This window comes from Microbacterium jejuense, from assembly GCF_019511665.1.
Classification (GTDB): domain Bacteria; phylum Actinomycetota; class Actinomycetes; order Actinomycetales; family Microbacteriaceae; genus Microbacterium; species Microbacterium jejuense_A.
Genome location: NZ_JAEUAW010000020.1, coordinates 1 through 13,678, shown reverse-complemented (window position 1 = coordinate 13,678; position 13,678 = coordinate 1). Strand labels below are relative to the sequence as shown.

The 13,678-nt window shown below is 70.7% G+C and carries 6 protein-coding genes; all 6 read left to right on the top strand.

Annotated features, from left to right (window positions below):
- Positions 1–15 precede the first annotated feature (15 nt).
- Positions 16–2,397 (top strand): ATP-binding cassette domain-containing protein, encoded by a 2,382-nt coding sequence (locus JNB62_RS17680; protein WP_220302217.1) that lies wholly within the window; start codon positions 16–18, stop codon positions 2,395–2,397.
- Positions 2,398–2,565: 168 nt separating this feature from the next.
- Entirely contained in the window at positions 2,566–8,625 is a 6,060-nt protein-coding gene (locus tag JNB62_RS17675; protein WP_220302216.1) for an Ig-like domain-containing protein, read from the top strand.
- A gap of 58 nt (positions 8,626–8,683) precedes the next feature.
- Complete coding sequence (locus JNB62_RS17670) at positions 8,684–9,655, top strand: AAA family ATPase (protein ID WP_220302215.1); 972 nt, start codon at positions 8,684–8,686, stop codon at positions 9,653–9,655.
- Complete coding sequence (locus JNB62_RS17665; protein ID WP_220302214.1) at positions 9,655–10,917, top strand: DUF58 domain-containing protein; 1,263 nt, start codon at positions 9,655–9,657, stop codon at positions 10,915–10,917. The genes JNB62_RS17670 and JNB62_RS17665 overlap by 1 nt, the downstream gene beginning before the upstream one ends.
- The gene (locus tag JNB62_RS17660) at positions 10,914–13,352 is read left to right on the top strand and encodes a transglutaminase-like domain-containing protein (protein ID WP_223231243.1); all 2,439 of its coding nucleotides are present in this window, start codon (positions 10,914–10,916) and stop codon (positions 13,350–13,352) included. Before JNB62_RS17665 ends, JNB62_RS17660 begins: the two co-directional genes overlap by 4 nt.
- Positions 13,349–13,678, top strand: a 330-nt coding sequence (locus tag JNB62_RS17655; RefSeq protein WP_220302213.1) for an RDD family protein, incomplete at its 3' end; no start/stop codon positions are given. The genes JNB62_RS17660 and JNB62_RS17655, both read left to right, overlap by 4 nt.

The following is a 13,678-nucleotide window of genomic DNA, read 5'->3' as shown; positions in this document are numbered from 1 at the left end:
GGCAGGATGGTGCGCATGATTCGACAGGCTCATCAACCGGGCGGGGAGAGCAGCGCCGCGCCCCACATCGCCGACTCCCACGAGGTCATCCGCGTCGTCGGCGCACGAGAGAACAACCTCAAGGACGTCTCTGTCGAGATCCCCAAGCGCCGGCTGACGGTGTTCACCGGGGTGAGCGGCTCGGGCAAGTCGTCCCTCGTGTTCGCGACGATCGCGAACGAGTCGCAGCGCCTCATCAACGAGACCTACCCGACGTTCGTGCAGCAGTTCATGGGGCAGCTCAGCCGTCCCGATGTGGACGCGCTCGAGAACGTGAGCCCGGCGATCATCGTCGACCAGGAGCGCATGGGCGCGAACGCCCGCTCGACGGTCGGCACCGCGACGGACGCGCACGCCATGCTGCGGCTGCTGTTCAGCCGCATCGGCCAACCGCACGTGGGCTCGCCGCAGGCGTTCTCGTTCAACATCCCGTCGGTGTCGGGCGCGGGCGCCGTGACGCTCGACAAGGGCGGCAAGAAGGTCAAGGAGCGCCGCTCGTTCGAGATCACCGGCGGCATGTGCTCGCGCTGCGAGGGGCTGGGCGAGGTCAGCGACATCGACCTCGACGAGCTGTACGACAAGACCAAGTCCCTCGCCGAAGGCGCGATCCAGGTGCCCGGCTACAACGCCGACGGCTGGATGGTGCGCGGCTTCACCGAGTCCGGCTTCGTCGACCCGGCCAAGCCCATCCAGGACTACACCGAGCAGGAGCTGGCCGACTTCCTCTACAAGGAGCCGACCAAGGTCAAGATCCAGAACATCAACATGACGTACGAGGGGCTCGTCCCCAAGATCACGAAGTCGATGCTGCAGAAGGATCGCGACGCGCTCCAGCCGCACGTGCGGGCCTTCGTGGAGCGCGCGGTGAAGTTCATGCCGTGCCCCGACTGCGGCGGCACGCGACTGAACGAGGGCGCCCGGTCGTCGAAGATCAACGGGATCAGCATCGCGGATGCCGCCAGCATGCAGATCTCGGACCTCGCGGAGTGGCTCGACACGGTGGACGACCCCGCGGTCGCGCCGCTCATGGTCGGCCTGCGGCAGACGATCGCCTCGTTCGTCGACGTCGGCCTCGGCTACCTGTCGCTGGACCGGGCGTCGGGCACGCTGTCGGGCGGCGAGGCGCAGCGCACCAAGATGATCCGCCACCTCGGCTCGGCGCTGACCGACATCACCTACGTCTTCGACGAGCCCACCGCGGGCCTGCACCCGCACGACATCCAGCGGATGAACGATCTGCTGCGGCAGCTGCGCGACAAGGGCAACACGGTGCTCGTCGTCGAGCACAAGCCCGAGGTGATCGAGATCGCCGACCACATCGTCGATCTCGGCCCCGGTGCAGGCCGGGCCGGCGGCGAGGTCCAGTACGAGGGCGACGTCGCCGGTCTGCGCGCCTCGGGCACCCTGACGGGCCGACACCTCGACGACCGCGCGAAGCTCAAGGACGCGACGCGCGCAGCGAAGGGCGCCCTCGAGATCCGCGGCGCCACGCAGCACAACCTCAAGAACGTCGACGTCGACATCCCGCTCGGCATCCTCACGGTCGTCACCGGCGTCGCGGGCTCCGGCAAGTCCTCGCTCATCCACGGCAACGTGCCCGCGTTCGACGACGTCGTGGTGGTCGACCAGTCGCCGATCAAGGGCAACCGCCGCTCGAGTCCCGCCACCTACACGGGCATGCTCGACACCATCCGCTCGGCGTTCGCGAAGGCCAACGGCGTCAAGCCGGCCCTGTTCAGCGCCAACTCCGAGGGCGCGTGCCCCGCCTGCCGCGGCCTCGGCGTCATCATCACCAACCTCGGCTTCACGCAGAGCGTCGAGACCCTGTGCGAGCTGTGCGAGGGGACGGGGTTCAGCGACGAGGTGCTGGAGTACACGCTGGACGGCAAGAACATCGCCCAGGTGCTGGCGATGTCGGCCGACGAGGCATCCACGTTCTTCACGAAGGGTCCCGCGCACACGACCCTCACCCGCATGATCGACGTCGGGCTGGGCTATCTGACGCTCGGGCAGGCGCTCAACACGCTGTCGGGCGGTGAGCGGCAGCGCCTCAAGCTCGCCATCTCGATGGCCAAGAAGGGGGCGATCTACGTGCTCGACGAGCCGACGACGGGCCTGCACCTCGCCGACGTCGACAACCTGCTCGCGCTGCTCGACCGCCTCGTCGACGCGGGCAACAGCGTCATCGTGATCGAGCACCACCAGGCCGTCATGGCGCACGCCGACTGGATCATCGACATCGGTCCGGGGGCCGGTCACGACGGCGGTGCGATCGTGTTCCAGGGACCTCCGGCCGACCTCGTCGCCGGTGCCGACACCCTCACTGCGAAGCATCTGCGGGAGTACGTAGGGGCGTGACCGGCTCGTCGGCGGATGGGTGATTCTCCCCATCAGCTGACTCAGAGGTTCCCAGGTGGACCGGCTATTCTGTACCGGATCCCCGTCTTCGGTGTGCGATTCCGGTGCCCCACGCCGGTCTTCGCCGCACGGACGACGATGCCGCCGTCCCCAGGAGGCTGACGTTCCATGAGGTCCTTCGCGTGGTTGCGCGCGCGCCCGCGCACGCTGGCGTCCGCCGGCGTGGTCAGTGCGGCCGCCGTCGCCATCACCACCCTCGCGTTCGTCTACGACGGCCTGCCCACGACCGAGGTCGACCTCCACGACGGCGGCGTCTGGGTGACGAAGCAGTCGAGCCTCCTCGTCGGCCACTTCAACCACGAGTCCGAGGTGCTCGACGGCGCGCTGCGCACGCCGAGCCAGGACTACGACATCCTGCAGTCCGGTGCGACCGTGCTGATGGTCGACGCCGAGAACTCGACGATCTCGACCGTCGACCCCGCCAACGTCGCCCTCGCCGAGCCGGCGGACCTGCCGGGCGCCGCCGTCGTCGCACTCGGCGGCCAGACGGTCGCGGTGCTCGATCCCGCGAAGGGCGGCCTGTGGGTCGCCCCGGCCGGCGGCACGCTGAAGGTTAAGGGCGCCGACCCACTCGTCGAGCTCGGAAAGGGCGCGGACGTCGCGGTCGGCCTCGACGGGACGGTGTACGCCGTGTCGCCCGAGAAGGGCGAGATCGTCGTCGTGCGCACGGACGCCGAGGGCGAGCCCGGCGACCCCGAGTCGCGCACGCTCGACGGGCTGAAGGACGACGCGAAGGCCTCGATCACGGTGGTCGGCGACCAGCCGGTCGTGCTCGACTCCGACAGCGGCACCGTGTACGTGAACGGCTCGCAGGTGAAGGTGTCCGAGGCGACCGAGCTGCAGCAGCCCTCCGCAGCCTCCGACGCGGTGGCCGTGTCGACCAGCAGCGGGCTCGTGCGCGTGCCCTTCGACGGCTCGAAGCCGAAGACCACGGATGCCGGGCGCGAGGGAGCCCCGGCGGCACCCGTCTACCTCGACGGGTGCACCTACGCGGCGTGGAGCGGCTCTGGCCGGTTCGTGCGCGACTGCGTGGGCGACGCCGACGACCTGAAGAGCGACGTCAAGGGGCTGGAGCCGACGTCCGTGTTGACCTTCCGGGTGAACCGGGACGTCATCGTGCTGAACGACGTCGTCAGCGGCGCCACGTGGATGGCGGTCGACGACCTGCAGCGCGTCGACAACTGGGACGAGATCACCCCGCCCGAGGGCGACTCGGAGGACGACGAGCAGACGACCGAAGACACGACCGAGACGACGCTCCCCAAGCGGTCCGAGATCAACACGCCGCCGACGGCGACCGATGACGACTTCGGCGTGCGTCCGGGCCGCACCACGATGCTGGCGGTGCTCGACAACGACAGCGACCCCGACGGCGACATCCTCACCGCGCGCGTGACCGGCGACGGCCCCTCGTTCGGCGAGATCCAGCAGGTCGACAACGGCCGCGCGCTGCAGATCGCCGTGCCCGAGGACGCGACGGGCTCCACGAGCTTCACGTACGAGATCACCGACGGCCGCGGCGGCACCGACTCCGCGACCGTCAGCCTCTCGGTGCACGGCTGGGACGTCAATGAGGCGCCCAAGGCCAAGCGCACGACGACGGTCGCGGTCGAGGCGGGCGGCACCGTCACGTACAACCTGCTGCCGGACTGGTACGACCCCGACGGCGACGACGTGTTCCTGAAGTCCGCGTACGCGTCCGACGGCGACGAGTCGGACTTCACGTCGGACGGCCGCGTCACCTTCCGGGCGGTGGGCGGCACGCAGGGCCGCAAGGAGGTGCCGGTCGTCGTGTCGGACGGCAACGACGACGGCGCGGGCGCCGTTCGCTTCGACGTCAAGCCGGTCGGCTCGACCATTCCGGTGACGAACGCCGACTACGTCGTCGTACGGGTCGGCAAGACGGCCACGGTGTCGCCGCTGCAGAACGACGTGAGCTCGACGCGCGAGCCGCTGCGCCTGGCCCGCGTCGACGAGGTCGCGGGTGCGACCATCAACCCGGACTACCCCAACAAGACCTTCACGTTCAGCTCGAACACTCCCGGCACGTACTACGTCCAGTACCTGGTGGCAGCGGGTGTCGAGCCCGTGCCCGGCCTCGTGCGCGTGGACGTCATCGACGAGACCGAGACCGACCTTCCGCCGGTGGCCGTGCGCGACATCGCCCTGCTCCCGGCCGGCGGCGAGGTGCTCGTGGACGTGCTGCAGAACGACAGCGACCCGAACGGCGGCATCCTCGTCGTGCAGTCGGTGACGGTCGAGTCCAACGCGGGCATCGGCGTCGCCGTGCTCAACCACGAGACCCTTCGCATCACCGACCAGGCCGCGCTGTCGGAGCAGGTGCGCATCTCGTACCGCATCTCGAACGGCTCGAAGCAGGCCGAGGCCGACGTCATCGTGATCCCGGTGCCGGCACCCGCGCAGCTGCGCCCGCCCGTCGCCAACGACGACCAGGCGGTCGTGCGCGCCGGCGACGTCGTGACGATCCCGGTGCTCGACAACGACTACCACCCGAACGGCGACACGATCCACGTCGCTCCCGACCTCGTCGAGCCCCTGCCCGACCCCGAGCGCGGCGAGGCCTTCGTCTCGCAGGACGCCGTGCGCTTCCGCGCGTCGGACGAGCCGGGAACCGCATACGTCACGTACGAGGTCGTCGACAGCACCGGACAGAAGGATGCCGGGTACATCACGATCCAGGTCGTGCCGGTGAACCCCGAGACCAACGCCGCGCCGCGCCCGAAGGACCTGACGTCGCGTGTGCTCACGGGCAGCCGCGTGCGCATCGCGGTGCCGCTGGACGGGATCGACGCCGACGGCGACTCCGTCGAGCTGGTCGGCATCGACTCGCCGCCCAAGAAGGGCCGCATCGTCGAGACCGGGTCGGACTACCTCGTGTACGAGGCGTTCGGCGACACGTCCGGCGTCGACGGCTTCACCTATCGTGTGCGCGACCGGCTGGGTGCCGAGGCGACCGCGACGATCAGCGTCGGCATCGCGCCGCCGGAGGCCGCGAACCAGGCGCCGTACGCCGTGAAGGACACCATCGTCATGCGACCCGGCCGCACCGTCGCGGTGCCGGTGCTCGCGAACGACTCCGACCCGGACGGCGACCGCTTCGGCCTCGTCTCGAACGCCCTGGTGCTGCCCGACGGCGTGGGCCTGAAGGCCAAGGTGCAGGGCGACCGCGTCGTGGTCACGGCGCCCGGCAAGCCCGTCGAGACCTCGCTGCAGTACTCGATCAAGGACGCCCGCGGAGCCAAGGCGACGGCCGTGCTGCAGATCACCGTGGCCGACGACGTGCCGCTGCAGCCGCCGATCGCCCGCGACGACTTCGTGCGCGCCACGGACGTCGAAGAGGGCGTGACCGACGTCGAGGTGCTCGCGAACGATGAGGATCCCGACGGCACCGTCGAGGCGCTCACCGTGGCGGTGAAGGATGCCTCGGCCCGCGTGGTGACGGACGGCAAGGTCCGCGTCACACTGACCGACGGGCCGCAGCTGATCCAGTACACGCTGACCGACGAGGACGGCAACACGGCCTCCGCCTTCATCCACGTGCCTGGCCTGTCGAGCCTTCCTCCCGTGCTGACGACGGTCAAGCCGATCGAGGTGAAGAGCGGCGAGACGATCGAGATCCCGCTGGCCGACCACGTCCGCGCGGCGGACGGCAGCGCGGTCATCATCACCGAGGCGGCGAAGGTCGCGGCCGTCCACAACGACGGCTCGAGCCTCATCAAGGACGCGAAGACGCTGGTCTACACCTCGGCGCAGGGCTACTTCGGCGACGACGCGATCACGTTCGAGGTCACGGACGGCACCGGTCCTGACGACCCCGAGGGCCGCAAGGCGACGCTGACCCTGCCCATCCTGGTACTGCCGCCCGACAACCAGCAGCCGTCGTTCGCGAACGGCGCGATGGACGTGGCGCCGGGCGAGGAGCCGACGGCCCTCGACCTGAAGTCCCTCACGACCGACCCCGACAAGGACGACCTGGAGGGAATGAAGTACGAGATCGTCGGCGGATCGCCGGCGGGGATGTCAGCGTCGATCGAGCGGGGCGAGCTGCGCGTGAGCGCCGCGGCCGACACCAAGAAGGGCACAGCCGCGACGATCAAGCTGAAGATCACCGACGGCGTGACCGCGCCCATCGAGGGCTCGGTGACCGTCAACGTGACGGCATCCACTCGCCCCCTGGCCACCGCCAACGACGACGTGATCGACGAGGCGCACCAGGGCAAGACGCAGTCCGTCGCCGTGCTCGACAACGACTTCAACCCCTTCCAGCAGGAGGGCAAGCCGCTCAAGGTGACCGCTGCGCTCGTCGACACCGGAAGCGGTGTCGCCGATGTCGTGGGCGACAAGGTCGAGGTCCGGCCCGACAAGGACTTCTTCGGGACGATGGTGGTCCGGTACCGGATTCAGGATGCCACCACCGACGTCGACCGTGAGGTCGAGGGTCGCATCCGCCTGACCGTGCAGGGGCGTCCGTCGACGCCGGGCACGCCGATCGTGTCGAGCGTGCAGGACCGCACCGTCGTGCTGTCGTGGACGCCGCCCGCCGACAACGGCGCCGAGATCACGGGCTACACCGTGACCTCGACCACGGCGGCCTACACGAAGAAGTGCACGTCGACCACGTGCACGCTCGACGGCCTGACGAACAACGTGAAGTACAACTTCACCGTGGTCGCGACCAACCGCGTGGGCGACTCCGACCCGTCGGCCCCCTCGGCCGAGGCGCGCCCCGACGCGCGTCCCGACACGCCGCAGGCGCCGACCCTGGCGTTCGGCGACGCGAGCCTCACTGTCTCGTGGGTCACGCCGCCGACCCCGGGCTCGCCCGTCGAGTCGTTCAACCTCCAGATCTCGCCGGCTCCGCCGTCAGGCGTGGCGCTCAAGAAGGGCGTGACGGGCAACTCCACGGTGTGGACCGGACTGGAGAACGGCGTCTCGTATCAGGTGCAGGTGCAGGCGGTGAACCTGGCGCCCGAGCCGTCGAGCTGGAGCCCCTGGTCGCTCGGCGAGGTGCCGGCGAAGGCGCCTGAGCCGCCGGCGGCGCCGACGACGAACCGGCTGGACTCGGTGGGCACCCAGTCCCAGCTCGAAGTCCTGTGGACTCCTCCGGCAACCAACGGGGCGGCGATCTCGGCGTACCAGGTTCAGGTGATTCGAGGTGGTGCGGTGACCAACACCCTCGACGTCAGCGGGAGCACGACTCGCCAAGCCATCAACGTGCCGAACTCGACAGCGGACTATTCGTTCAAGGTGCGAGCACAGAACAAGGCGGGCTGGGGCAACTGGAGCGCCGCGTCGTCCGCCGAACGCGCGTTCGGCGCCCCAGGGGCCCCCACGAACGTGACCGCCACCGTCGGGGACCGCTCGCTGACCGTGTCGTACGGCGCGGCCGACGGCAATGGTGCAAGCTCGACCGAGCTCAGCTACCAGTACTCGTTGAACAGCTCGGGTACCTGGAGGGCGATGCCCGGCAACCGGGTGATCACCGGCCTGACGAACGGCACGGACTACAACGTGCGCGTGCGTGCCATCGCCACCGTCGGCGGGGCGAGCGAAACGGGTGCGGAGTCGGCCGCGTCCAACACGGTCAGGCCGTACGGGCCGGTCAACACACCCGGCGCGAAGGCCACGGCAAGCGGCCAGAGCATCGTCTACGAATGGTCGGCGCCGGCCGACAACGGCCGCAGCATCCAGGTGATGCAGATCAACATCGGCAACGGGTGGGAGAACGTCGGCCGCAGTGGCAGCCGGACGGTCAACTACGGCTACTCGCACACCGGGACGATCCAGGTGAAGGCGATGGACACCGAGGGGCAGTGGTCGGCGATCGCGAAGGACTCCGCGACCACCGTCGCGAAGCCGCAGCCGAGCGCGCAGACCGGCAAGGCGGGCAACGCGCAGGGCCAGCCGAACTGCTCGAACTACTCGTGCGCCTACATGACGGTCTCGGTCGACAACTTCTCGCCCGGCAGCTACACGGTCCACTGCAACGCCACGGGATCGAACGGCGGCACCTGGGGTTCGAAGACGCTGAACGTCTCTTCCAACGGCAGCGGCTATGTGCAGCTGGGGTGCTACTTCGGCGATCCGGGCGAGACGGCGTGGGTCAGCATCGACGGCTGGGGCAACGCCAAGAGCATCACGTGGTAGCTGTGCGGCATCCACTCTTCACGAACACGACACGACGCAACGAGAGAACGAGACTCACATGACGATGACCCCTGAACAGGCGGCCTGGTTCCAGGGCACCTTCGCGCGACTTGTCGACAACGTCGACCAGGCGCTGATGGGCAAGCGCGACGTCGTCGGGCTGGTGCTGTCGGCGATGCTCGCCGAGGGGCATGTGCTGCTGGAGGACGCGCCGGGCACCGGCAAGACGAGCCTCGCGAAGGCTCTCGCGGCCACGGTGCAGGGAACGAGCACGCGCATCCAGTTCACCCCCGACCTGCTGCCGTCGGACGTGACGGGCGTCACGATCTACGACCAGACGTCGCGCCGGTTCGAGTTCCACCGCGGCCCCGTGTTCGCGTCGATCGTGCTGGCCGATGAGATCAACCGCGCGTCGCCGAAGACGCAGTCGGCGCTGCTGGAGGTCATGGAGGAGTCGCGGGTCACCGTCGACGGCGTGGCGCACGAGGTGGGCCGCCCGTTCCTCGTGATCGCGACGCAGAACCCCATCGAGCAGGCCGGCACGTACAAGCTGCCCGAGGCGCAGCTCGACCGCTTCCTCGTGAAGACGTCGATCGGCTACCCCGACCTCGCCGTCGCCGAGCGCATCCTGGCGGGCGCGGCCGACCGCAACCCGTCGGCGCACCTGCCGGCGATCATCACCACGGGCGCGGTGGCCGACATGGCCGACCTCGCCGGAACCGTGCACGTCGACCCCGCCGTGCTGCGCTACACGGCGCAGCTGGCCGAGGCGACGCGTGACGACAAGGCGACGCGCCTGGGCGTCTCGGTGCGCGGCTCGCTCGCGATGATCCGCATCGCCAAGGTGTTCGCCGCCGCACAGGGCCGCCACTTCGTGCTGCCGGACGACGTCAAGGCGCTGGCCGGCCCGGTGTGGACCCACCGCATCGTGCTCGACCCCGAGGCCGAGTTCGGCGGCACCTCCGCAGAGACGGTCATCGCCCGCGTGCTCGAGTCGGTGGCGGCGCCACAGGCGAGGTCCGCGGCCTGATGGCGACGGAGGCACTCGGGTCGCAGGTCGCGGCGACCGATCGCAGCGCGGGGTACGGACAGCTCGCGCTGTCGGTGCTGCGCGCGGGCGGTCGCGTGCTCGGCCGCGTGTTCGGGGTCGTGCGCCCCGTCGCCTGGGTGCTCATCGTCGCCACGATCGCGCTGTGGATCGCCGGGCAGTCGCTCGGCTGGTGGGAGCTCACCGTCACGGCCGTCGTCATCGGCGCCGCGCTGCTGCTGTGCCTGCTGTTCCTCATCGGACGCACGGCGTACGACGTGTCGCTCGACCTCAACCGCACGCGCGTGGTCGTGGGGGAGCGGGCCGTCGGCGCGCTGACCCTGTCGAACACCGGCACCCGCGCCATCCTGCCCTCGCGCGTCGTGCTGCCCGTCGGCCACGGGCGCGGCGTCTTCGACGTGCACCGTCTGGCGCCCGGCGAAGAGGCCGAGGAGCTGTTCGCCATCCCGACGTCGCGGCGGGCCGTCGTGAAGGTCGGCCCGGTGAGCGTCGTGCGCGGCGATCCGCTCGGCCTCTTCGAGCGCGTGCACCGCCGCGACGAGCCGGTCGACCTGTTCGTGCACCCGCGCACCGTGCTGTTCGACGGGCAGTCGCTCGGGTTCCTCCGCGACCTCGAGGGTCTTCCGGCGACCGACCTGTCGCCCGACGACGTGTCGTTCCACGCGCTGCGCGAGTACCAGGCGGGCGACGATCTGCGTCACGTGCACTGGAAGTCCACCGCCCGCACCGGGCACATCATGGTGCGCCAGTACGAAGAGACGCGGCGCTCGCACTTCGTGATCGGCCTGTCGACGAGCCCCGCCGACTACCGTGACGACGAGGAGTTCGAGCTCGGCATCTCGGTGGCGGGATCGCTCGGCCTGCGCGCGCTGCGGGACTCGCAGCGCGTCGAGGTGCGCGTGCAGGAGCGTGCGCTGCCCGCGGCCACGGGCAAGCAGTTCCTCGACGCGCTGTCGGGCCTGGAGCACTCCCGTGCGCGCGCCGGCGGCATCGTCGAGCTCGCCGGCTCCGTCGCCGCGACGCTCGCCCTCGCGAGCGTCGTCGTGCTGGTGTGCGGCAGCAAGGTCGACGCGAACGACCTGCGCACCGCGTGCAGTCGGCTCCCGTTCGGCGCCCGCGTGCTGGCGGTCGTCGTGGCCCCGGCCGGAACGGCGCCGGCGCTGCGTCGCATCGGCGACGCGGACGTCATCACCGTCGGCGCGCTCGAACAGCTGCCCCTCGCCCTGCGGAAGGTGCTCGCATGACCGCCCCCGCACCGCAGCCGCCGGCACCTGTGCTGAGCGAGGGACGAGACGAAGCATCCCCTCGCTCCGCTCGAGAGCCCAGGAGCCCGCGTCCCGCTCCCGAGCCGCTGTCGCTGCGGCGCTGGGTGCTCGACCTCGCGGCCGTCGCGGTGCTGCTGCTGATCCCGATCGTGGGGTTCTGGCCGACGTTCGACGGGCCGCGCTACCTGGTCGCGGGCCTCGGCGGACTCGCGCTGGGCATGGGGATCGCGGTGCTGGGGAGGGTGTTCCGCTGGGGCGTCCTCGTCCTGGCTGCCGGGACGATCGCGGCCTACTTCCTTTTCGGGGGCGCACTCGCCCTGCCGGCGACGACGGTCGCCGGCGTCGTTCCCACCGTGCAGACCCTCGGCCTGCTGGCGCTCGGCTCGGTCATGTCGTTCAAGCAGCTGCTGACGACCATCGCTCCGGTCGCGGCCGACGACGGCCACATGGTCGTGCCGTTCCTGCTCGCCCTGGTGGCCGCCGTCCTCACGACGTCGCTCGCGCTGCGGCTGCGCAGCGCGGGGTGGGCGCTGATCCCCGCGGGGGCGTTCCTCGCGGCCGAGATCGCCCTCGGCACCTCGCAGCCGTTCGCGCCCGTCGTCCAGGGCGTCGTCTTCGGCCTCGTCTCGATCGTGTGGCTCGCGCTGCGCCAGGCGTGGCAGCCGCAGGCCGCCGCCGTCTCGGTCGGCGAGGCCGCGCCGTCCCGCGGCGCCGCCGTGCGGCGCGTGCTGATGGGAGCCGGAGTCGTCGCGCTCGCCGGCGTCGTGGGCGTCGCGACGAGCGCGTTCGCCGCGCCGCAGTCGCCCCGCTACGTGCTGCGCGACGTGGTGATCCCGCCGTTCGACATCCGCGAGTACGCCAGCCCGCTGCAGTCCTACCGCGCGTACGTGCGCGACCACTCCGACGACGCCCTGTTCACCGTCAGCGGTCTGCCCAAGGACGCGCGCGTGCGCCTGGCGACCATGGACGAGTACAACGGCATGGTCTACAACGTGTCCGACAAGGGCGCTGGCTCGTCGGGCGCGTTCTCGCAGGCGCGCACGAACATGTCGGCCGACGCGAAGGGCGTCGAGGCGACGGTGCGCGTCGAGATCGGCGACCTCGAGGGCGTGTGGATGCCGGACGCCGGCGCCGTCCGCAGCATCACGTTCGACGGCGACAACGCCGACGACCTGCGTCGCACGGCCCACTACAACGAGTCGACCGACACCGGAGTGGTGACCGCCGGGCTCAGCAAGGGCGACGCGTACACGCTCGACAGCGTGATCCCCGAGGTGCCCAGCGACGAGCAGCTCGCGAAGCAGAAGTTCGCGCCGGTGTCGCTGCCCAAGCAGCAGGGCGTGCCGAAGGACCTCGCCGACCTCGCGTCGACCACGGTGGCCGAGGCCTCGACGCCGATCGAGCAGGTGCGGGCGCTGCAGCAGTTCCTGTCGCAGGACGGGTTCTTCAGCCACGGCCTCGAAGGCCAGCCGCTGTCCCGTGCGGGCCACGGCGCCGAGCGCATCTCGACCCTGCTCGGGTCGGAGCAGATGGTGGGCGACGACGAGCAGTACGCGACTGCCATGGCGCTGATGGCCCGCGAGCTCGGCATCCCGGCGCGCGTGGTCATGGGCTTCTATCCGGACGAGGACCAGGCGGGCGCCGGCGCCTTCGAGGCCAACGGCGACAACCTGCACGCGTGGGTCGAGGTCGCGTTCGACAAGGCCGGATGGGTGCCCTTCGACCCCACTCCGCCCGAGGACCAGGTCCCGAGCGATCAGACCACGAAGCCCAGGGCCGACCCCAAGCCGCAGGTGCTGCAGCCCCCGCCGCCCCCGCAGGAGCCGGTCGACCTGCCGCCGACCGCGGCCGACGACCGCGGGTCCGAGGACGAGGACGGCTTCGACGCCGCGCTGCTGTGGATGATCCTGTCGATCGGCACCGGTGCGCTGACCGTGCTCGCAGTGCTGCTGGCCCCGTTCATCGTGATCGGCGTGCTCAAGGCGGCGCGTCGGCGCAAGCGCCGCCAGGCCGAGCGCGCGTCCGACCGCATCAGCGGCGGGTGGGACGAGCTCGTCGACCGCGCGTCGGATCTCGGGGCGCCGGTGCGTCCGGGTGCGACGCGTCAGGAGGATGCCGGCGTGCTGACCGCCGCGTTCGCCGAGCCCCGCGTGGCCGTGCTTGCACACCGAGCCGACGTCGAGGTGTTCGGGCCGACCGAGCCGACACCCGCCGACATCGACGCTTTCTGGTCGGAGGTGGATGCGCTCGTCGGGGGGATGGGCCGCAGCCGCTCGTTCTGGCGCCGTCTGCGCGCGCGCCTGAGCATCCGCACCCTTCTCGAGGGCACTCGATTCGCGTTGCCGCCGCGCCACGCGAGCGGAGCCCTGCGCACGCCTGAGCGCACCGACCCCCCAGCACAGGAGAACGAATGACCAACAGCCCGTCAGGCGTCCAGACCGCGGCGTCGCCCGGGCGCCGCGTCGCCGCGTACGCCATCGACACGGCGGTCGCGTATGCGATCGGGGCCGTGCTGATCGGCATCGCCGTCGGTGTCGTCGTCGGGGCCGGCCAGGGCATGTCGCCCACCGCGCTGGCGGTCGTCGCGCTGCTCGCGTACGCGGTGATCGCCCTGGTGCTGTTCGCGTGGGCGCTCGTCTACACCGCGATGCAGGCCGGACGCGGCTCGATCGGCCAGCGCCTCGTGCACGTGCAGCTGCAGGACGCGGGCACCGGCGGCCCGATCGGCTTCTGGCGGGCG